Here is a 20702-nt window from a genome sequence, read left to right as displayed (position 1 = left end):
CGTCGAGACTAACGGCGCGGGTCCGCGCGTATGTCGCATTGCAGTGGGAAACTTCTCTGATGCGGCTGTACCGGGATCGTGCGGTCGTGCTGCGCCAGCACAAGCTGGGTGAGGCCGACCGCATCGTCACCCTGCTGACCCGCGACCATGGCCTGGTCCGCGCGGTCGCCAAGGGGGTTCGCCGTACCCGCAGCAAGTTCGGGTCCCGGCTCGAGCCGTTCGCGCACATCGACGTGCAACTGCATCCCGGTCGCAACCTGGACATTGTCACCCAGGTGGTGTCCATCGACGCGTTCGCCAGCGACATCGTCAGCGATTACGGCCGCTATACCAGCGCCTGTGCGGTGCTGGAGACCGCCGAGCGCCTCGCTGGGGAGGAACGTGCCCCGGCCCCGGCGCTGCATCGGCTCACCGTCGGCGCGCTACGGGCGGTGGCCGATGGTGCGCGATCCCGTGAGCTGGTCCTGGACGCTTATCTGCTGCGCGCGATGGGTATCGCCGGCTGGGCGCCGTCGTTGACCGAGTGCGCGCGCTGTGCGGCACCGGGCCCGCACCGCGCCTTCCACATCGCCGCCGGCGGCAGCGTGTGCATGCATTGCCGGCCGTCGGGCTCGACCACACCGCCGCAGGCGGTGCTGGACCTGATGTCGGCGCTGCACGACGGGGACTGGGAAGCCGCGGAGGCGTCGTCGCCGTCGCACCGCAGCCATGCCAGCGGATTGGTCGCCGCTCACCTGCAGTGGCACCTGGAACGTCAGCTGCGGACGCTGCCGCTGGTGGAGCGCGTCTACCGGCAGCCCGCTAATCACGGTAAGGAGATGTTCAGGCAGGATGTGCCCCATGGCGATGAACCGGGTGACCAGCTCGTGGCGGGGGGCTGAGCGCAGGCGGTCCGAACAGTTTCCCCAGCTGCCCCCGGCACCCGACGACTACCCGGTATTCCCCGATACCTCCACCTGGCCGGTGCTGTTCCCGCAGTTGCCCCAGCCGCCGGGCGGTGGGCCGTGCCGTCCGCCCCAGCACACGTCGAAGGCGGTGCCGCCGGCCATCCCGGCCGACCAGATGCCCAAGCACGTGGCCGTCGTGATGGACGGCAACGGCCGCTGGGCCACCCAGCGCGGGCTGAGCCGCACCGAGGGCCACAAGATGGGCGAGGCCGTGTTGATCGACATCACCTGCGGGGCCATCGAGATCGGCATCAAGCATCTGACCGTGTACGCGTTCTCCACGGAGAACTGGCGCCGCAGCGCCGACGAGGTGCGCTTCCTGATGGGCTTCAACCGCGAGGTGGTGCGCCGTCGCCGCGAGAACCTCGACATCATGGGTGTGCAGATGCGCTGGGTGGGCTCGCGGGCGCGGATGTGGCGCAGCGTGATCAAGGAATTCGACATCGCCGAGAACATGACGACGGACAACGACGTCATCACCGTCAACTACTGCGTCAATTACGGCGGGCGGGCCGAAATCGCTGAGGCGGCAAAGCAGATCGCGCGTGATGCCGCGGCCGGCCGGATCGATCCGGAGCGGGTCAATGAGGCCACCGTCGCCGCGCATCTGCACCGGCCCGACATCCCGGACGTGGATCTGTTCATCCGCACATCGGGGGAGCAGCGGTCCAGCAACTTCATGCTGTGGCAGGCCGCCTACGCCGAATACGTATTCCAGGACAAGCTGTGGCCCGACTACGACCGACGTGATCTGTGGGCGGCGTGCGAGGAGTACGCCGAGCGGAACCGCCGCTTCGGCCGGGCCTGATCTCGTGGACCTAGGGGCCAGGCTGGCCGAGGCGCTGACCGCGGTGGTCCCCGTCGAGGTGGAACCCGATGGTGCACTGACGGTGCGCTACGAAGGGACGTTCGCCTCACTGCGAACGGTCACGATTGCCGACGACATCGAGATGGTTTCCGTGACGCAGGTGCTGGCGTGGGATCTGCCCGTCAACGCCGATCTCCGTAAACGGGTTGCGGTACAAGCGCAGTCGACAATGCTGGGGACCGTCACGTTCGTGGAGTCCGGCAAGCGCGGAGATGTGATGTTGCGCTACAACTTTCCCGGCGAGGGGCTCACCGATAGTGCGCTGCAGACGCTGGTCCTGATGGTGCTGGCCGGCGGGGCTGATGCCCGCGGCGCCGTCGTCGACTAGTGCGTGGCCCTATGGCCTACCACGGTGGTGATGGGGGTTTTGTCGGTCGTTGCGCCAGCAATTGACGGCCACGTGCATTAGGTTATGGTTTGGCAGCCGCATCAGCCAGCGACGATCCGGAATCATCCCGCGCACGGATTTAGGACTCGATAATGAGGTCACTTCGGTTGAGTCGCCAGATCGCCCTCATTGGGCGGGCCGAATTCGTTCGCGCCGAACGTAACTGCGCCACCGGCGCTGACCAGAGCGTCGATTGATCATGATCAGCGTGCGCCGCTCGCGCCTGATTTTGGCGTTTCTGCTGGTGCCTCTGCTGATCGCAGGGGCGCTGGTTGCCGTTGCGGATAGACGGGTGAGCCCAGTCACCGCCACTCCGGATCTCATCGGCGGTCCCTTCGCGTCGTTGCTCGCCAGTTCCGCCGACCTCGGTCCGGCAGTGCCGCAGCATGTGCAGCTGACCGCCGCGCTGCGGGATAGCAACCGGCCCGCGGCGCTGTTCGACTGGGCACACCGCCAGGGGTTGTCGCTGCGCTGGCGTCCTGGCGACCCGTGGGCGATCGTCGAGGGCCAGCCAGCCACGATGGGCAGGGCCTTCGACGTATCGGTGCACGACTACCGAGGCAGGCTCGGGCAGGTCTTTTATGCCTCCCCCCAACAGCCCGCCGTGCCGCCCGTGCTGCACGAGCACGTAGCCCAATTTGGCCGGATCCTTGGCTACACGCCGCACCACTCCGCCAGGCCGCCGATGATGCCGCTGGACGTGCCCGACCAGGGACTGTCGCCGAGCCAGCTGTTGCGCGCCTACAACGCTGCGCCCCTGCACGACGCCGGGTTCACCGGCAAGGGAATCACCGTCGTCGTGTTCGGGTTCGACGGGTTCGCGCAGGACGACCTCGACATGTTCTCCTCGACGTTCGGACTGCCACAATTCACCCCTGAGGTGTTCGGTGGCCAGCCCTCGGCGGCGGGCGTTGAATCGACGATGGATTTGGAGGCTATTCACGCCGTCGCGCCGGACGCCAAAAAGGTGCTCGTCAATGCCAGGTCGACAGTGGAGGGCGACGGGCCCTACGAGAAACTGGCGAAGCTGATGGAGTCCACCGCCCAGAAGTACCCCGGCGCGGTGTGGAGCTTCTCCATCGGGTGGGGTTGCGACAAACTGATCACCGCAGCCGACCTCGTGCCAGTGCGAAGCGCGATGGCCGCCGCGCACCGAAGCGGCACCACCGCGTTCGACGCGAGCGGCGATCTTGCGGGCCTGGAATGCAAAGGCGGGCAGTCCTGGTCGTCGCCACCCAGCCCGAACGACGTCGGGCTGGACGCGGTGGCGTCGATGCCGGAGATGACCAATGTCGGTGGCACCACGATGTCGACGGATGCCGGCGGCGGCTGGCAAGCCGAGCAGGCCTGGTTCGATGCACCGCTGTCCCAGGGCACCGGCGGCGGGGTGTCCGCCCTGTTCGAGCGCCCGGAGTGGCAGCGTGGATTGACTCTTCCGCGGGGCGCCGGCCAACGGCTCACGCCCGACATCGCGGCGGTCGCCGACCCGTTCACCGGGGTGAAGATCGTGTTCGACAAGCAGGTCTCGGTGGGCGGCGGCACATCACTGGCGGCGCCGGTGTGGGCCGGACTCACTGCACTGACGAACCAATACCTGGTCGAGAAGGGAGGCCGCCTGATCGGGGATCTCAATCCGCTGCTCTACGAGGTCGCACAAGGGGCGGCGTTGCCTTCCTTCCTCGATATCACGCTGGGCTGCAACGCGGTTGACTCAGCTGCTCCCGGTTACGATCTGGTCACTGGCCTGGGAAGCCCGAACGTGAATTTCTTGGCCCAGAATATTCTCGTCGCGCAGCGGAGGGGTCGATGAGCACCAGCGATGGGCTCGACGACGACGCTGCACCGACGATGGAATGCCGGGTCTGCCGGACCGCTGTTCCGGCGGGAGTGTTCTGCGGGCGGTGTGGCGCTCACCTGACCGCACAACGCGGTGACGGGCCGCAGTGGTTTCGGCTCGGGGCCTTCGCCGCGGCACCCGAGGAAAACGTGCTCCGGCCGACGCTGGCCAGCTCGCTGTTCCCTCACCTCCCGCAGCGGTCGCGAGCCCCGTTTCGGGTCGCGTTGCTGCTGATCATGGCGGGCCTCACCGGCTTCGCTTTGGCGAAGATGGCCGCTCCTGCCTTGACCGTCGCCACGTTCGGATCGCTGCTGCTGTTCGTCATCTACCTCTACGAGTCCGATGTCTACCGGAACGTGTCGCGGAAATCGCTGGTGATCGCGACCCTGCTGAGTCTCGGGATGGGAGCGGGTTGGGTTGCCCTATCTGGCGTCATCGCGGTCCGTAAGTTCGGCCTGGCGTTCGGCGCCGGTGTCGACCCTTTCCAACTACTGCAGGACGGTCTCGCCGTCCCGATCAGTGGCGTCATCCTGATGACGGTCCCGGTGGTCGTCGTCCGGCTGCTACGCCCACAGAGTCGGGAAGCCTTGGACGGCTTCGTAATCGGCGCGCTCAGCGCGCTGGCTTTCACGGGCGCGGCGACGGCGACCCTGACCGCTCCGCAGTTTGCAGAGGGGTTGATCAGCCACAGCCGCTCCGTCGCCGGTGTCGTCGTCGAAGCCGGCATCTGCGGGGTGACGGTACCGCTGACCGGGGTGGCCGCCGGCGGACTGATCGGGCTCACGCTGTGGTACACCCGACCACCGGACACGGCGGGCAAGCGCGACCGGACGCGCCTGTTGCTACTGCTGCTCACACTCGCAGCGATAGTGATCTACGCCAGCGGGAGCGTCATTGATGTCCTGAATATGCAACAGACCCTGACGATCTCGATTCATATCGCGGTGGCGATCGCGGCTCTCATCATCGTGCGGGTAGCTCTGCAACTGGCACTCCTGCATGAGGCGCACGATGACATCCTCGAGCATGAGCCCCTGCTGTGTGTGCACTGCGGCAACGTCGTTCCGGATATGGCCTTCTGCCCGGCTTGCGGCGTGGCCATCCGGGCATCGTCGCGGTCGTCACGCGACGAGCGGCGCGAGCGCCGGCCGGTTCGCAACGCGGAGAGTGTGGATGCCGCATGACCGAGCATCGAAAGCAACTGGCGATCTGGCCCGGCTACGGCCTACCCCAAGGCACCTACACCGCCTCGGGGATGCGCCGTCCCTCCTTCTTCAGGTCGCTCGGCACCTGGTTCGCAGGTGTTGCGCTGGTGACCGGCGTGGTGATTGCGGTGTCCCTGATTGCCACGAAACCGACTGCTGTCTTCGCCTGTCCGCCCCAGTGCGGACGACCGCCGGTGGGCCAGCCGGTGGCCGTCAACCCGAGCTTCACCGCCCCCGATGGCACGTTCTCGGTGTCGTACCCGGCACCCGGCTCGGCCTACCAGATCACCATCAAAGAAGACGGTGTGTCGGCGGAATTCACCGCCGGCGACGGCGGGACCTTAGGGTTGTTCGGCGTGCCGGCCCGCGGCCGTAAACCCCGCGATATCGCCAAGGACCTGATCAATCAGCGGTTCCCCGATGCCCGCACCGCATACGAGATCCCGAACGCCATTGTCGGATACCAGCCGGGTTACGGTGAGGTCGCCGACTACTGGCCACCGGGATCTGGTGGCAACGCCTCAAGGATTCGGACTGTGTTGTTGGTAGCGGTCAAAAACGATCTGGCCCTCGTTGCCGGGGCGATGGGTCCCTATCACGAATTCGGGCCCGATTTCGGCCCAGGACTGCCGTCGGCGGTAAACCTCCAGATCGCCCAGGACATGGGCAAATATGTCAACAGCTTCAGCTGGAAGGGCGACCCGCCGCGCTGAGCCCACAGTCGGCGCAGGTGCCGAACAGTTCGATGGTGTGACTCACGTCGGAAAACCCATGTGCCTCGGCAACGTCGGCGGCCCAGGCCTCGACCTCGCGGCCGCTGACCTCCACCGCGGAGCCGCAACTGCGGCACACCAGGTGATGGTGGTGCTCGGGTGCCGAGCAGCGCCGGTACATCGATTCCCCGGTGTCGGTGCGCACCATGTCCACCAGGTCGGCCGCCGACAGTGACTGCAGCGTGCGATACACGGTGGTCAGCCCGATGTTCTCGCCGCGGCGACGCAGCTCGTCGTGCAGGTCCTGGGCGGAGCGGAATTCCTCGACGGTGTCGAGCACGTCGATGATCGCCGCCCGCTGGCGGGTGGCGCGCACCCCGGTGGCCGCGGCGCGCGGTCGGATCTCGGCGCCGGTCATGGCTGTTCCTCGCCGGCGTGGCTGATCGCGGCGACGATGATCTCGGCCAGGTGATGGTCGACGAGCCGGTAGAGCACTTCCCGGCCGGACCGTTCCCCGGCCACCACCCCGGCGGCCTTCAGGATCCGCAGATGCTGGCTGACCAGTGGTTGGGGCACGTCGAGGGCGTCGACCAGCTCGTGAACGCAGCGCTGCGACTCCCGCAGGTGCAGCACGATCGCGATCCGCACCGGTGCGGCCAGCGCACGTAGCAATTCGCCGGTGCGTTCGAGGATGTCGGCGGGTGGCAGTGTCAGGTCAGCGACGTGGCCGTGGGCGGGAGCCGTCATATCGTCACCTCCTGCGCGGGCGTCTCGTTATTGGAAACGATTTCCACTTAATCGCCACTTTTCCATGCATGATCGCGCATGTCAAAAGGCGTTGTCGTGCCGTGTGCCCGGGCCGGTATGTTTGCCGAGGGGGCTGGGGTTTCCGGCTGGTTATCCATGTACAGACAGGAGTGGCACCGATCGTGGCGTCCGTGATCGATTCCGTCGTCAATCTGGCCAAGCGGCGCGGCCTGGTCTACCAGTCCGGCGAGATCTACGGCGGCACCAAATCGGCGTGGGACTACGGCCCGTTGGGTGTCGAGCTCAAGGAGAACATCAAGCGGCAGTGGTGGCGTTCGGTGGTCACCGGCCGCGACGACGTCGTTGGCCTGGACAGCTCGATCATCCTGCCGCGCGAGGTGTGGGTGGCCTCCGGCCACGTCGCGGTGTTCAACGACCCGCTGGTCGAATGTCTGAACTGCCACAAGCGGCATCGCCAGGACCACCTGCAGGAGGCCTATGCCGCCAAGAAGGGTCTCGAGGACCCCGATGCGGTGCCGATGGCCGAGATCGTCTGCCCCGACTGCGGTACCAAGGGCCAGTGGACCGAGCCGCGCGACTTCAACATGATGCTCAAGACCTTCCTCGGCCCGATCGAATCCGAGGAAGGCATGCACTACCTGCGGCCAGAGACCGCGCAGGGCATCTTCGTCAACTTCGCCAATGTGGTGACCACGTCGCGTAAGAAGCCGCCATTCGGCATCGGCCAGATCGGCAAGAGCTTCCGCAACGAGATCACCCCGGGCAACTTCATCTTCCGCACCCGCGAGTTCGAGCAGATGGAGATGGAGTTCTTCGTCGAGCCCGACACCGCGCGCGACTGGCACCAGTACTGGATCGACACCCGCCTGCAGTGGTACGTCGACCTCGGTATCGACCCGGAGAACCTGCGGCTCTACGAACACCCCAAAGAGAAGCTGTCGCACTACTCGGATCGCACCGTCGACATCGAGTACAAGTTCGGCTTCCACGGCAACCCGTGGGGTGAGCTCGAAGGCGTGGCCAACCGCACCGACTTCGACCTCAAGACGCATTCCGAGCACTCCGGCGTCGACCTGTCGTTCTACGACCAAGGGTCCGACACCCGCTACGTGCCGTATGTCATCGAACCCGCTGCGGGCCTTACCCGTTCGTTCATGGCGTTCCTCGTCGACGCCTACGCCGAAGACGAGGCGCCCAACGCCAAGGGCGGGGTGGACAAGCGCACCGTGCTGCGGCTGGACCCGCGGCTGGCGCCGGTGAAGGCCGCGGTGCTGCCGCTGTCGCGGCACGCCGACCTCAGCCCCAAGGCCAAGGACCTGGCCACCGAGCTGCGCAAGTACTGGAACATCGAGTTCGACGACGCCGGTGCGATCGGCCGGCGCTACCGCCGCCAGGACGAGATCGGCACGCCGTTCTGCGTGACGGTCGACTTCGAGACCCTGGAGGATCACGCGGTCACGGTGCGCGAGCGCGACTCGATGTCGCAGGAACGCATCGCCCTGGACGCGGTGGTCGACTACCTGGCGACCCGGCTCAAGGGATAGACGGTCGGCGCGTGAGCGTGCGTGTCGGTACCGCGACACGCCGTCGCAGCGAGCATTTCGTGCGCGCTCACGGGCTACGGGGTAGGGGCCAGCGCTAGAACCGGCCCCCGCCGCCGAACATCCCGCCGCCACCGGAGGATCCCTGCGATCCCCCGTAGGTGGTCGACGTCCAGCCGCCGCCACCGCCGAATCCGCCGTGCATGCCGCCGGAGAGGATGTTGCCCAGGATGATCCCGCCGATCACCGCGCCCATGTTCGACGATCCGCCGATGCCGCCGTGGCGGTTCATGTAGGCCTGCTGGGCGTACTGGACGTCGTTGTTGGCCAGTTGCTGGGCTTGGGCGGCCAGCATCGAGGCGCCGTTGGCATGCGCGATCGCCTCGGTGATGTTGGAGGCCTTCTTGGCCTGCGCGGCCTCCAGCTGGCGCACCGCCTCGTTGAGCCGGGTCCGCGCCTCGGGCCCGACACTGCCGCGGCGGGTGTCGATGTAGTCCGACACCGAGCGCACCCGCGACTGCGCGGTGAACAACGCCTGGTCGTAGGACCGCCCCAGCCGTTCGGCGGCTTCACGCTCCTGCGACACCGCGGCCAGCAGCCGGTCCAGCTCGGCGTCGGCCTGAGTCAGCTGGGTGAACGTCCCCAGCGGGTCGGCGGTGCCGTTGCCCTGGGCGGCCGACACCGCGGTGACCGCCGCGTCGCGCGCCGCCGACAGCTCGGCGGTGTTGGCCAGGCCGCCCTGGGCCAGCTGCGCGCCGGCTTGTGTGATGCCCTGCTGGATGTCGGCGATCGCTGCCGGCAGTGTGGCGACCGCCCGCCTGATGTCGCTGGCTGCGCTGTCTACCGCGTCGAGCATCGAACTGGCTTGCTGCAGTGCCGCTTCGGCGGCCCGAACGCAGTCCACCAACTCCGTCTGCTTGCCGGCGACCGGCTTGGCCACCAATTCCCTGGCGCGGCTGATCGACTGGTCGGCGAAGGTCAGCCGTTCCTTGGCGGCGTTGACATTTCGGCTCACCGACGCCAGCGCCGGGTCGGCGAACTCGCTATGTAACTGGGTCAGCGTCTGCTGTGCCGGATCGATGCGGGCGCTGACGTCCACCAGCTGTCGGGTGAGTACGTCGAGGCGGTCCGGGGCGTTGATCACCAGATCGCGCAGTTGGTGGAAGGACTCGGTCTGCGTGTCGAGTTCGCGGTTGGCCCGCGCGGCGGCGACCACCACCCGGGTCAGCAGATCGCGGCGCTCGGTGGGCGTCTCGGGAACTTCGTCGTCGAGTTGCTGGCGCACGTTGAATGCCTGCTGCAAGGTGACTTTGGCGTTTTCCAGAGCCTTGGTGAACGGCTCGGTCTGATGTCCGCCGAATTCCTCGACAGCCAACACCAGTTCGTTGCTGCTCGTGCGTACCGCGTTGTCCACCTCGACGACGATCGACCGCGACAACTCGTCGAGGGCGTCGAGGGGAACCGCCGCCAGCGCGTTGGGGTCGGTCGGATCGACCCGCTTGGCGGCGGCCACCTCGGCGTCGTGTCGCTTGCGGCGGCGCCGGCGGCTCCACAGGATCAGCAGCGCGATGGCCAGCGCGATTACCGCGACGATGATCAGCGCCGTCACCAGGGACAGGCCTCCGCCAGAGCTGTTGCCCGTCGCTGCCAGGCCGTCGGCGGCCGCAACCGCTGCGCCGGCCCAGTCGTTGCCGCGCAGCGCCGGTTCGATCTTGTCGCGCCGGATGTCGTCGATCTGCGTCGAGGTGCCGCCGGCGGCGGCGGATGGCACCAGGAAGGCGTAGGAGCGTTGGTCCGTCGCGATCGCCAGGATCGCATCCTGGTCACCGAGATCGCTGACGACGCGGGTGTCCTGCGTCCAGGCGACCGACCCCTTCGGGGCGAAGGAGTCGACATAGACCACCCACAGCCGCACGTGGCGCTCGTTGTAGAGGCTGTCTACCGCCCGTTGGACGTCGGCGAGCTGGCTGCCGGTGAGCGCGCCAGCATTGTCGGTGACGTAGTCGGGCAGCCGGAACGGCGGCTCGGCCCCGGCGGCCGGCGCCATCAGGGTGGCGGCGGTGACGATGGCCGCGAGCAGGCTGAGCAGACGAGCGAGGCGCATGAGGATCAAATGTAGTGGCGCCGGGGCGGCACGCCTGTGGAACTTCCGCGCAAGGCCCGGGCGGGCGGTGCTGGCAGACTGTGCCCCGGTGACAACGAATCAGCACGGCCACTACGACGCGGCCGACCGGGAACGCGTGGTGCGCGAGCCGCCCAAGACCGCCGGGCTGCCCGGTACCTCGGCCGAGCACCGCACCGACTTCGCGCGCGACCGCGCGCGGGTGCTGCATTGCGCTGCCCTACGCCGGCTGGCGGACAAGACGCAGGTGGTCGGACCGCGCGAGAGCGAGAATCCGCGCACCCGGCTGACCCATTCGCTGGAGGTCGCCCAGATCGGCCGGGGGATGGCGGCACCGCTGGGCTGCGACGCCGACCTGGTGGACATGGCCGGACTGGCCCACGACATCGGCCATCCGCCCTACGGGCACAACGGCGAACGCGCGCTCGACGAGTTCGCGGCCTCCTGCGGCGGCTTCGAGGGCAACGCGCAGAACTTCCGCATCCTGACCCGCCTGGAGCCGAAAGTGCTTGACGCGCAAGGTCGCAGCGTGGGTCTGAACCTGACCCGCGCCGGGTTGGACGCCGTCACCAAATACCCGTGGTTCCGCGGGCAGCGGGGCCGCAAGTTCGGTTTCTACGAAGACGACCGTGAGTTGACGCAGTGGGTCCGCGCCGGCCTGCCGGAGCAGCGTCCGTGCCTGGAATCCCAGGTGATGGACTGGGCCGACGACGTGGCCTACTCGGTGCACGACGTCGAAGACGGCGTGATCTCGGGCCGCATCGACCTGCGGGTGTTGGCCGACGACGCCGCCGCAGCCGCCTTGGGGCGGCTGGGGGAGTCCAGCGGGGTGGGCGTCGACGACCTGGAGGCCGCGGCGCAGCGGCTGTCCCGCCTGCCGGTCGTCGCCGCGGTCGGCAAGTACGACGGCACGCTGACCGCATCGGTGGCGCTCAAGCGGCTGACCAGTGAACTGGTGGGCCGGTTCGCCTCGGCGGCGGTCACCTTGACCCACGAACTGGCCGGGCCGCAGCCGTTGACCCGTTATCAGGCAGACCTGCACGTGCCGGCGACGGTGCGCGCCGAGGTTGCGGTGCTCAAGACCCTGGCGCTGCAGTTCATCATGTCCGACCCCCGGCATCTGGAACTGCAGGCCCGGCAACGGGAACGCATTCACCGGGTGGCGCACAGGCTGCACGAGGGGGCACCGGCGACTCTGGACGCCATCTTCGTCCCGGAGTTCAACAACGCCGGCGACGATGCGGCCCGGATGCGGGTGGTCGTGGACCAGATCGCGTCCTTCACCGAAGGACGGCTGGAACGCATCGACGCGAACATCGGCGGCCCACCCGCGCTCTAGACTGTGGCGATGGCCGGTGCGCTCAGTGGGGACAGGAAGGGTCGGATCCCCGAACGCGATATCGCCGCCATCCGCGACCAGGTCCGCATCGAGGATGTCGTCGGCGACTACGTGCAGCTGCGCCGGGCCGGTGCCGACTCGTTGAAGGGCATCTGCCCGTTCCATGACGAGAAGTCGCCGTCGTTCCACGTTCGGCCCAATCACGGGCACTTCCACTGCTTCGGCTGCGGCGAGGGCGGCGACGTCTATGCCTTCGTCCAGAAGATCGAACACGTCAGCTTCATCGAAGCCGTGGAAATGCTGGCCGACCGCGTCGGCTACAACGTCACCTACAGCGGCGGTGGCACCAGCGTGCAGCGCGACCGGGGCAGCCGCAGCCGGCTGGTCGCCGCCAACGCCGCCGCGCAGGAGTTCTACACCGCCGCCCTGGACTCCGACGAGGCTGCGCCCGCCCGAAAGTACTTGACCGAGCGCAACTTCGATGCGACTGCGGCCCGGATGTTCGGATGCGGGTTCGCCCCGTCGGGCTGGGACTCGCTGACCAAGCACCTGATCCGCAAGGGCTTCGAATTCAAGGAACTCGAAGCCGCCGGGCTGTCCCGGGAGGGCAGGCGCGGCCCGATGGACCGGTTCCACCGCCGGTTGCTGTGGCCGATCCGTACCGCCAGCGGGGAAACCGTCGGCTTCGGCGCACGCCGGATCTTCGACGACGACCAAATGACCGCCAAGTACGTCAACACCCCGGAGACGGTGCTGTACAAGAAGTCCAACGTTTTGTTCGGTATCGACCTGGCCAAGCGCGACATCGCCAAGGGGCATCAGGCCGTCGTCGTCGAGGGCTACACCGACGTGATGGCCATGCACCTGGCCGGGGTCAGCACCGCGGTGGCCTCCTGCGGCACCGCGTTCGGCGACGAACACCTGGCGATGCTGCGCCGGCTGATGATGGACGACAAGTTCTTCCGCGGCGAGCTGATCTACGTCTTCGACGGCGACGCGGCCGGTCGCGCCGCGGCGCTCAAAGCGTTCGAAGGCGAGCAGAACCTGGCCGGGCAGAGTTTCGTGGCGGTCGCCGCCGACGGCATGGACCCGTGCGACCTGCGCTTGGCGCACGGCGACGCGGCGCTGCGTGACCTGGTGGCCCGGCGCACCCCGCTGTTCGAATTCGCCATCCGCACGGCGCTGGCCGAGTACGACCTGGATAGCGCGGAGAGCCGGGTGACCGCGCTGCGTCGCTGCGTGCCGATGGTCGCCCAGATCAAGGACCCCACCCTGCGCGACGAGTACGCCCGCCAGCTCGCCGGTTGGGTGGGCTGGGACGACGTGGCCCAGGTCATCGGCCGGGTCCGCGAAGAAGCCGGGCACAAGCCCGCCGCCCGCGGTGACAACCGGCGCGCGGCCCCGGCACGCCCCCGGGCCGCCGATGCCGGCGCGCGACGGCCCGACCCCCGCGATCCGACCCTGTGGCCGCAACGCGAAGCGCTCAAGTCGGCACTGCAGTACCCGGCGCTGGCTGGGCCGGTGTTCGACTCGCTGACGGTGGAGAGCTTCACCCATCCCGGCTACGCCGCGGTCCGAATGGCGATCGAAGCGGCCGGCGGGACCTCGTCGGGCGCCGCCGGTGCCCAGTGGATCGACCAGGTGCGCGAACAGGCCGGCGCCCCTGCCACCGAGAACCTGATCAGCGAGCTCAGCGTCGAGGCCATCCGGGTCGAAGACGAGGACAGACTGCCCCGCTACATCGGCGGTGTGCTGGCCCGGCTGCAGGAGGTCTGGGTGGGACGCCAGGTGGCCGAGGTCAAGTCCAAACTGCAGCGGATGTCCCCGGTCGAGCAGGGCGACGAATATCACGCCTTGTTCGGTGATCTGGTGGCGCTGGAGGCCTATCGGCGCAGCCTGTTGGAACAGGCCAGCGGCGACGACCTCACTGCATGAGCAGCAATCGCACGCTATGGTTAACGGGCAGCCTGTTTCCAGCGAAAGGTCAGATATGACTACCGCGAATACTCGTACCCGGCGTGCCGTCGCGATCGGCGCGCTCGCTGTGGCTGCTGCGGCGGTGCCGGCGATGGCCGAGCTCACGCACTCCACGGCCCCGATCACGTCGGCCGATGGCGGCACCTGCCTGGCCTGGTTCGGTTCCCGTGGCGACGGACAGTGCCTGTCGTACTCGAACAACAACGTCAGTGTGGGAACCCCGCAGCTCGGCGTCTACGGCCCTAACTCCAGCAATGGCGGCGGTATCGGTGTCTCTACCGGTCCGCTGCTGCCCGGGCAGACCATCAGCATCCCGCTGGGGTAGTCCGTATCCGTCCCGGCGGTCCGCGAGACCGACATCGGGGCTGTGATTTTTCCCCGACCCACGGATCCGTGAGGTCGATGTCGTCGTTACTCGCTCTCCGACCGCCGTGGCTGCACCACGGCGGTTTCTGCGTCGATCTCGGTGAGGGTGACCATCTTCGGATCCGGGTCGGGTGAGACCCGGTCGGCCAGCTTGCGGCGCCCGGCGTCGAGCACCGTCTTGGTAGCTGGATTGCCGGTCACTGCGCGGTAGGTGCCCACGATCTGCTCGTAGCGCCGGCGGCCCGCCTTCGAGCCCAAGACGTAGCCCACTCCCAGTGCAGCCAGAAACCGGATCACTGCGCTCCCTTCCGAAAACCTCGCCCCACCATCCTGCCTGACGCGGCGGGGTCGGCGCCCGGGCACCCGTTTTGGCGTCAGGGCCGCCCGGTAGGCTAGAGTCACTTCCCGGCCCGCAGCAGTGCAGCAGCGCTCAGCGGGAAGGTAGTCCCCTGTAGCTCAATTGGCAGAGCTTCCGACTGTTAATCGGACGGTTGATGGTTCGAGTCCATCCGGGGGAGCCAGCTTGGAATGACGAACAGTCGCGGTAACGACAACTCATCGATGACCTACGGCTGGCCGATGGGACCCATGTTCGGGTCCCCATGCCCGCTGGCGAGCAGCAGTATGCCGCCCACCGCGGCTGCCATGAATGTGGCGGCGAAGAGCACCAGCACCACCCACCGCCACGGCGTCATGGTGGCCATGCTGTCACGAAAGCGGCGGCCGGGGTTCAGTTACGGGTGTACTTATGACGGTGCTACAGCCACAGATACAGCCCCGACAGCAGCGACCACAACGCCACGCAGTACGCCTCGAAGGCCGCCCGCAGCGGAATCGGCGCGTGCCGCAGCTCCATGAAGTCCAGGCCCACCAGCCGCACCTTGATCGCGGCGATGCCCAGCACCGCGACAGCGACCAGTGAGCCGGTGCCGTGGTCGGCCCCCAGCGCCCACGACGCCAGCGTTGCGGCCACCAGGATCAGCCAGCTCACGCCGGCGCGGTTACGCATCAGGGCCCACATCAGCTCACCAGATACAGCAGTGGGTACAACACGATCCAGAGCAGGTCGACCAGGTGCCAGAAGCAGCCGCCGCCCTCGATGACCGCGAGCCGGGTGGCCGACAGCTCGGTGCGACGGGTCTGGGTGAGCATCAGCACCAGCACGACGATGCCCAGGCAGACGTGCAGCAGATGCAGCCCGGTGAGGATGAAGTAGTAGAGGTAGAAGTGATTGGCTCCGGGGCCGTACCCGGCCTGGGCCAGCGTGACGTACTCGAACACCTTGAGCGCCACGAAGATCACCCCGCAACCGATCGCCACCATCAGCGCCCGTGCGGCGGTGGCCCGGGCGCCGGTGCGGATCGCGCCGATCGCGGCTACGACGAACAGCGAGCTGGTCAGCAGCACCACGGTGTTGATCAGGCCGACGTTGACGTGCAGGGTCTTGCGGGCAGCGTCGAAAACCGCGGGTGCCTTCGACCTTTCCACCATGAAGGTGGCGAAGAAGACCGCGAACACCAGCATGTCGCCGAACAGGAACACCCAGGTGCCCTGTTCGCCCGGGATGCGGCGGGCGGGTGCCGACGGTGCGCCGGCCGCCGTCATGCTTGTTCGGCGCGTTGCTGGGCCGTGATCCCGCGCAGCAGCACGTAGGTCGTCGAGAACAGCCACAGCGTCAACGCCAGGCCGGGGATGTAGAACGCGAACACGCCATGCCAGGCCAGCGGCCCGTCGTTGAACACCACGACCACGCAGCCCGGCAGCGACAGCAGCGCCACCCAGAGGTTGAAGTAGCCGTACCAGCGGGGGAAGGTCTGCGGATCGGTGGTGTCGACGAATGCGGCGATCGCCAGGGTGATGTTCTGCACGATGATCGTGCCCACGATCCCGATGAACATCAGCCAGAACACGTCGTTGAGCGCCTGGGTGATCTCCGGCGGGCGGCTCTCGGGCCGGAACGCCGCGGCGGCCAGCACCAGGAACGGGAACAGCAGGGCCGGAACGAAGATCGTCGCCGCGAACAGCTGGGTGACCGTCAGCATTCCCCAGTGACCTTCGATGCGGCGGATGCGCAGCACGATGGTGGCCAGGAACGGCAGGGCGATCACCGAGGTCAGCAGGCAGCCGGCGATGCCGATGCGGATCCAGATCTTGTGGTCGACGAAGAAGTCGCTGACCTCCTGGGCCGACCACACCGGAGACAGCGGCGGGAACATCCGTGCCAGCCCCGAGAAACAGGTTCCGTAGAGGATGATCATGATCGTTCCGCACCATGCGCCGATGCGCTGCAGCCTGAGCTCCACGGCGGCGACGTTACTGGGGCCGCCACCGCCGCGGGGCGAGAATCAGCGAAGTTTTGTCAAAATTGCCAAAACGACTCACAGCTGCTCAGGGTGCAGCATCGCCGCCTGGCGCATCTGCTCGGGAATCCCGAACCCGTCGACCATCAGCTCGGCATAGGGCCGTAGGGTCCGGCATCGTTCGTTGATCCCGCGGGTGACGGCCTTGGCCCGCTCGGTGGACAGGAACCGGTGCTCGATGAACCACGCCTTGTCGTCCTCGATAACCGACAGCGCGTAGAGGTCGCACACCATGCCGAGGATGCGCCGGGCCTCCTCGTCCTGGCAGGCGTCGATACCGGCGACGAACGCCTCGAGCACGATTCGGTCGATGTGGGCGGTCGCGGTGTGCAGAACGTGGTCCTGCACGGAGTTGAATGCGTCAAAGGCCGCCATCTCCTTGGCCTTGCCCTGTAGCCGGCGGGCCACCGTCGAAAGCAGGTACTGCTCGCGGTCTTCGAACATCTTGACCTGCGTGCCGCGGTTGAACAGGCTGCCTTCCTCCTCGTTGTCCTGGCGGGAATCGAGGATGGTCTGCATGATCGCCTCGGCCGCAGTCCTTTTCAGCACCCGGTCGCCGGCGAAATTGGCGGCGAAGCGCACCCACTCCACCGGGCTCATGCCCTTGATGTCGTCGGCGTAGGCGGTCAGCAGTTCCTTGGCCACCAGCTGGGTCAGCACATGGTTGTCGCCTTCGAAGGTGGTGAACACGTCGGTGTCGGCTCGCAGCGCGATGAGCCGGTTCTCGGCGAGGTAGCCGGCCCCGCCGCAGGCTTCGCGGGCCTCCTGGATCGCGGCGCTGGCGTGCCAGCTGTTGGCGGCCTTGAGCCCGGCGGCGCGGGACTCCAGCTCGCGCTGTTCCTCGGCGTCGGGGCTGTCGGCGGTCTGCAGGTCGTGCAGCTTGGAGACCAGCTCGTTCTGGGCGAACTGCAGCGCATACGAGCGGGCGATCAACGGGAACAGCCGCCGCTGGTGGACCAGGTAGTCCATGATCAACACCTCGCCGCCGTCGCCTGGGGCGCTGAATTGCCTGCGCTGCAACGCGTATCGCACAGCGATGTCGAGTGCCACCCTTGCCGCGGCGGCCGCGCTGCCGCCGACGGTGACCCGGCCCCGAATCAGGGTGCCCAGCATCGTGAAGAACCGCCGGTCGGGGTTCTCGATCGGCGAGGTGTAGGTGCCGTCGGGTGCGACGTCGGCGTACTTGTTCAGCAGGTTCTCCCGCGGGACGCGGACCTGGTCGAACAGGATGCGGCCATTGTCTACGCCGGGCAGCCCGCCCTTGTACTGGCAGTCCGAGGTGGTGACGCCGGGCAGGTCGTTGCCCTGCTCATCCCGGATCGGCACGACAAGACAATGCACGCCGTGCGATTCGCCTCCGGTGATCAGTTGCGCGAAAACTGCTGCCACTCGCGCGGTTTCGGCCGCTCCGCCGATGTAATCCTTGCGCGAGGACGGGGTGGGGGAGTCGATCACGAACTCCTGGGTGGCCGGTTCGTAGGTGGCTGTCGTCTCCAGTGACTGCACATCGCTGCCGTGTCCGGTTTCGGTCATTGCGAAGCAACCCAGCAGGTCTAGGTCGATGATCCGCTGCACGTATTCCTTGTGGTGCTGCTCGGTGCCCAGGTTCTCGATGGCCCCGCCGAACAGGCCCCACTGCACACCAGCCTTGACCATCAGTGACAGGTCAGACATCGCGAGCATCTCGATGCGGGTGACCGCCGCCCCCACATCACCGTTGCCACCGTGCTCCTTGCGGAAGCCGTCCTCGGCGGCGCCGGCGGCGGCCATGATCGCCATCTGCTCGGCCACCTTTGCGCGGGCAATGGCGGTGTTGGGGGTGTAGTGCGGCCGGAAGACCTCGGTGGAGAGTTCGGCGCGCATGGCGTTCTTGACGTCTCGCCAGCGACCGTCAAGCGCGTTTCGGACATGCTCCGCAGTGGTGGTCATAGGTGAAAGTAGCCCGCCTGTTTCACCGGCAAACGTCGATGTGGCAAAGGCAGGTCAACCTGAGTAGATGTGAACCCGGCGGCCAGCGTTCAATAACGGACATGTCCGAGTACGACGCTGACACCACACCGCAGCGCGACATCGCCCTGCCGCACGACGTCGACCACTCGCACGCCGATGTCACCGGTGGTTGGTTACGGGCTGCGACGTTCGGCGCGATGGACGGATTGGTCAGTAACACCGCACTGATCGCCGGTGTGGCGGCCGGGGCAGGCCCGCAGACGGTGGTGCTCAGCGGCGTGGCCGGCTTGTTGGCCGGTGCATTCTCGATGGCGCTGGGCGAATATACGTCCGTCACGACAGCCAACGAGCAGATCGACTCCGAGGTGCGCACCGAACGGCTGGCGTTCGAGCGTCATCCGCACGCCGAGAAGATCGAACTCGTCGCCATGCTGATGGACATGGGATTGACCGAGGAGACCGCCCGCAAGGCCACCGAGGAGATCCACCTCGACGAGGAGAAGGCGGTGCATTTCCACCTCGCCCAGGAACTGGGCGTCGATCCGCGGGAGAAGCCGTCGCCGGTGGTGGCGGCGGTGTCGTCGTTCCTGCTGTTCGCCGTGGGTGCCATCATCCCGTTGCTGCCCTACCTGTTCGGTGCGCAATCGTTGTGGCCGGGCCTGGTGTGCGGCGGGGTGGGCCTGCTGGTTGCCGGGGCGGTGGCCGCACGATTTACCAAGGGCTCGCTCTGGCTGGGGGCCGGGCGGCAGTTGGCCTTCGGCCTTGTCGCGATCGCCGCGACCTATGCGGTCGGAAGACTCGTTGGCACGGTGATCTGAGTCAACAGGTAATAAGGTGACGCGGTGATCCGAAGCGTCGGGAAGCTGGGTCCGTTCAAGGTCGCCGGCGTGGTGACGTGGCGGCTGCGGTGGGACTTGGTGGCGATCCTGGTGGTCGCCGGCGTGTTGGTGCCGGTGCCTGACCCCACCCAGATCGACTACGCCGCCGCGGTGCTGTCCGTGCTGGGCATCGGTGCCTCGGTGTTCATCGGCTTCCGCAACACCATCGCCTACAACCGGTGGTGGGAGGCGCGCACCCTGTGGGGCAACATCATCATCAACTCCCGCGCCACCCATAACGGACTGTGCTCGGTCGATACCGGGTCCCCGGAGATGGGCACGGTCCTGGACCGGATGCGCCGCCGCCAGGCTCGCTACTGCTGGCAGCTGGCCGCCGAGCTACGCGGCGTCACGCCGATACCGGAGGTCGCCGAGCTGACGCCGGAGGATCCCGCCGGTATCAACGCCACCGATCTGCTGACCCGGCAGGCGGCCGATATCCAGCTGCTGTGCGCCGACGGCCGGATCGACTCGCAGGCCCGGGTAATGCTGATGACGGTCAACAGCGGGTTGGTAAGCGCGCAGAGCGGTCTGGAACGCATCCGCAATGAGCCCATCCCGGTGCACTACGAAATCTTCATCCGCGGAGTGGCCTGGTTCTTCGCGATCATGGCCTTCACCCGGCTGGACGGATCCACGCACCCGGTTGCCGGCGTGGTGATCGGCCTGCTGCTGATGGTCGTGTTCATCGGCGCCGAACGCCTCGGGCATTTCATCGAAAAGCCGATGAGCAACACCGTCTTTGACATCTCGATGTACCGCTTCTGCTCGACGATCACCGGCAACATGCTCGGCGCCGGACATCCGTTGGCTCAGCCGCGTGAAAGCGCGACGGCCACCGTCTGGATGTAGGCCCGTACCGGATCTCAGCGGTCGCCGGGGGCGGTGCCGAGATCGCCCAGCAGGCGATGCAGTGCCGCGACGGCATTGGACAGAATGTCGCGGTCTTCGTGCGAGAGCCGCTCGATGCGCGGGTCGATCACCGCGGCGCGGTCCGCCCGCACCTGCGCCAGGATCTGCTGACCCTTCGGGGTGATGCGGATGCGCACGGCGCGCGCATCGTCGGGGTCGGCGGTGCGGGCCACCAGTCCGGCGTCCTCCAGCCGGCGCACCTGCGTGGTCATCGTCGGCTGCGAGCAGTGGTCCAGCTCGGCCAGGTCGGAGATCCGCGCCTCGCCCTGGTCGTCGATCGTGCCCAGCAGCCGGGCCTGCGCCCACGGCAGCGGCAGCCGGATCCGCTGGGTGGCCAGCCGGTTGAGCCTGGCCACGACAGCGAGCAGCTCAGATCCCAGCTGGTCGGGTGGGGCGGATTCGGCGCCGGGCCGTTCTTGGATGGGCGTCGGGCTCATGCGCCCATATTTACATAGAATTACTATGTTGTCAGGTGTCCGCCGCGGTGGGTTTCCTCACAGCAAGCCTACGGGCGGCCCCGGCCCGGCAGGT

22 protein-coding genes and 1 tRNA gene are annotated in these 20702 nt (G+C 67.4%); 13 read left to right on the top strand and 10 right to left on the bottom strand.

Going from position 1 to position 20702, the window contains the following annotated elements; genetic code table 11:
• The first annotated feature begins 59 nt into the window (after positions 1-59).
• The 6 genes from recO (at position 60) to ADBZ9K_RS07470 (ending at position 5958) form a co-directional block, all read left to right on the top strand.
• Positions 60-881: a DNA repair protein RecO gene (recO, locus tag ADBZ9K_RS07495; protein ID WP_526619459.1), complete on the top strand. Its 822-nt coding sequence runs from the start codon at positions 60-62 to the stop codon at positions 879-881.
• Positions 847-1755: a decaprenyl diphosphate synthase gene (locus ADBZ9K_RS07490; protein ID WP_526620808.1), complete on the top strand. Its 909-nt coding sequence runs from the start codon at positions 847-849 to the stop codon at positions 1753-1755. Before recO ends, ADBZ9K_RS07490 begins: the two co-directional genes overlap by 35 nt.
• A gap of 4 nt (positions 1756-1759) precedes the next feature.
• Complete coding sequence (locus tag ADBZ9K_RS07485) at positions 1760-2143, top strand: hypothetical protein (RefSeq protein WP_526619458.1); 384 nt, start codon at positions 1760-1762, stop codon at positions 2141-2143.
• Between the two features lie 259 nt (positions 2144-2402).
• Positions 2403-4013, top strand: a complete 1611-nt coding sequence (locus ADBZ9K_RS07480) for a S53 family peptidase (protein WP_526619457.1) — start codon at positions 2403-2405, stop codon at positions 4011-4013.
• Positions 4010-5224, top strand: a complete 1215-nt coding sequence (locus ADBZ9K_RS07475; protein ID WP_526619456.1) for a zinc ribbon domain-containing protein — start codon at positions 4010-4012, stop codon at positions 5222-5224. Before ADBZ9K_RS07480 ends, ADBZ9K_RS07475 begins: the two co-directional genes overlap by 4 nt.
• Positions 5221-5958 carry a hypothetical protein gene (locus ADBZ9K_RS07470; protein WP_526619455.1) on the top strand — a complete coding sequence of 246 codons (738 nt, stop codon included), beginning with the start codon at positions 5221-5223 and terminating at the stop codon, positions 5956-5958. Before ADBZ9K_RS07475 ends, ADBZ9K_RS07470 begins: the two co-directional genes overlap by 4 nt.
• Here the strand turns inward: ADBZ9K_RS07470 and ADBZ9K_RS07465 are convergent.
• Together ADBZ9K_RS07465 and ADBZ9K_RS07460 are read right to left on the bottom strand one after the other, a co-directional pair.
• Entirely contained in the window at positions 5930-6376 is a 447-nt protein-coding gene (locus tag ADBZ9K_RS07465) for a Fur family transcriptional regulator (protein WP_526619454.1), read from the bottom strand. The genes ADBZ9K_RS07470 and ADBZ9K_RS07465 overlap by 29 nt on opposite strands.
• Positions 6373-6705 carry an ArsR/SmtB family transcription factor gene (locus ADBZ9K_RS07460; RefSeq protein WP_526619453.1) on the bottom strand — a complete coding sequence of 111 codons (333 nt, stop codon included), beginning with the start codon at positions 6703-6705 and terminating at the stop codon, positions 6373-6375. The genes ADBZ9K_RS07465 and ADBZ9K_RS07460 overlap by 4 nt, the downstream gene beginning before the upstream one ends.
• A 170-nt stretch (positions 6706-6875) precedes the next feature.
• Between ADBZ9K_RS07460 and ADBZ9K_RS07455 the strand changes: the two genes are divergently transcribed.
• Complete coding sequence (locus tag ADBZ9K_RS07455; protein WP_526619452.1) at positions 6876-8270, top strand: glycine--tRNA ligase; 1395 nt, start codon at positions 6876-6878, stop codon at positions 8268-8270.
• A 94-nt stretch (positions 8271-8364) separates the two neighbouring features.
• Here the strand turns inward: ADBZ9K_RS07455 and ADBZ9K_RS07450 are convergent, their stop codons facing one another.
• Complete coding sequence (locus ADBZ9K_RS07450) at positions 8365-10371, bottom strand: TPM domain-containing protein (RefSeq protein ID WP_526619451.1); 2007 nt, start codon at positions 10369-10371, stop codon at positions 8365-8367.
• Between the two features lie 88 nt (positions 10372-10459).
• Between ADBZ9K_RS07450 and ADBZ9K_RS07445 the strand changes: the two genes are divergently transcribed.
• The 3 genes from ADBZ9K_RS07445 to ADBZ9K_RS07435 are packed head-to-tail and all read left to right on the top strand — an operon-like array spanning position 10460 to position 14030.
• Complete coding sequence (locus ADBZ9K_RS07445) at positions 10460-11728, top strand: deoxyguanosinetriphosphate triphosphohydrolase (RefSeq protein ID WP_526619450.1); 1269 nt, start codon at positions 10460-10462, stop codon at positions 11726-11728.
• A gap of 9 nt (positions 11729-11737) precedes the next feature.
• Positions 11738-13663, top strand: coding sequence for a DNA primase (gene dnaG / locus ADBZ9K_RS07440; RefSeq protein ID WP_526619449.1), 1926 nt, complete (start codon positions 11738-11740; stop codon positions 13661-13663).
• A gap of 55 nt (positions 13664-13718) precedes the next feature.
• On the top strand, positions 13719-14030 hold the full coding sequence (locus tag ADBZ9K_RS07435) for a DUF7155 family protein (protein WP_526619448.1): 312 nt from the start codon (positions 13719-13721) through the stop codon (positions 14028-14030).
• Positions 14031-14116: 86 nt separating this feature from the next.
• Here the strand turns inward: ADBZ9K_RS07435 and ADBZ9K_RS07430 are convergent, their stop codons facing one another.
• On the bottom strand, positions 14117-14368 hold the full coding sequence (locus tag ADBZ9K_RS07430; protein ID WP_526619447.1) for a hypothetical protein: 252 nt from the start codon (positions 14366-14368) through the stop codon (positions 14117-14119).
• Between the two features lie 148 nt (positions 14369-14516).
• Between ADBZ9K_RS07430 and ADBZ9K_RS07425 the strand changes: the two genes are divergently transcribed.
• Positions 14517-14592 (top strand) — tRNA-Asn (locus ADBZ9K_RS07425).
• A 45-nt stretch (positions 14593-14637) separates the two neighbouring features.
• Here ADBZ9K_RS07425 and ADBZ9K_RS07420 read toward each other — a convergent pair.
• The 5 genes from ADBZ9K_RS07420 to ADBZ9K_RS07400 all read right to left on the bottom strand — a co-directional run bounded on the left by ADBZ9K_RS07420 (position 14638) and on the right by ADBZ9K_RS07400 (position 18360).
• Positions 14638-14775 carry a hypothetical protein gene (locus tag ADBZ9K_RS07420; protein ID WP_526619446.1) on the bottom strand — a complete coding sequence of 46 codons (138 nt, stop codon included), beginning with the start codon at positions 14773-14775 and terminating at the stop codon, positions 14638-14640.
• Between the two features lie 53 nt (positions 14776-14828).
• Positions 14829-15092, bottom strand: a complete 264-nt coding sequence (locus ADBZ9K_RS07415) for a cytochrome C oxidase subunit IV family protein (RefSeq protein ID WP_526619445.1) — start codon at positions 15090-15092, stop codon at positions 14829-14831.
• Positions 15092-15676 carry a cytochrome c oxidase subunit 3 gene (locus tag ADBZ9K_RS07410; RefSeq protein WP_526619444.1) on the bottom strand — a complete coding sequence of 195 codons (585 nt, stop codon included), beginning with the start codon at positions 15674-15676 and terminating at the stop codon, positions 15092-15094. Before ADBZ9K_RS07410 ends, ADBZ9K_RS07415 begins: the two co-directional genes overlap by 1 nt.
• Positions 15673-16329, bottom strand: coding sequence for a hypothetical protein (locus tag ADBZ9K_RS07405; protein WP_526620806.1), 657 nt, complete (start codon positions 16327-16329; stop codon positions 15673-15675). Before ADBZ9K_RS07405 ends, ADBZ9K_RS07410 begins: the two co-directional genes overlap by 4 nt.
• 120 nt (positions 16330-16449) lie before the next feature.
• A complete protein-coding gene (locus tag ADBZ9K_RS07400) occupies positions 16450-18360 on the bottom strand; it encodes an acyl-CoA dehydrogenase family protein (RefSeq protein ID WP_526619443.1) in 1911 nt (636 codons plus the stop codon).
• A gap of 101 nt (positions 18361-18461) precedes the next feature.
• Between ADBZ9K_RS07400 and ADBZ9K_RS07395 the strand changes: the two genes are divergently transcribed.
• Both ADBZ9K_RS07395 and ADBZ9K_RS07390 read left to right on the top strand, forming a co-directional pair.
• Positions 18462-19199 (top strand): VIT1/CCC1 transporter family protein, encoded by a 738-nt coding sequence (locus tag ADBZ9K_RS07395; protein WP_526619442.1) that lies wholly within the window; start codon positions 18462-18464, stop codon positions 19197-19199.
• Positions 19200-19223: 24 nt separating this feature from the next.
• Complete coding sequence (locus tag ADBZ9K_RS07390) at positions 19224-20111, top strand: bestrophin family protein (RefSeq protein WP_526619441.1); 888 nt, start codon at positions 19224-19226, stop codon at positions 20109-20111.
• A gap of 14 nt (positions 20112-20125) precedes the next feature.
• Here ADBZ9K_RS07390 and ADBZ9K_RS07385 read toward each other — a convergent pair whose 3' ends face one another.
• A complete protein-coding gene (locus ADBZ9K_RS07385; RefSeq protein ID WP_526619440.1) occupies positions 20126-20608 on the bottom strand; it encodes a MarR family winged helix-turn-helix transcriptional regulator in 483 nt (160 codons plus the stop codon).
• Positions 20609-20702 lie beyond the last annotated feature (94 nt).

It is taken from the genome of Mycobacterium sp. (genome assembly GCF_965229265.1).
Lineage (GTDB): Bacteria > Actinomycetota > Actinomycetes > Mycobacteriales > Mycobacteriaceae > Mycobacterium.
This window is presented reverse-complemented; position numbering and strand designations above follow the sequence as displayed.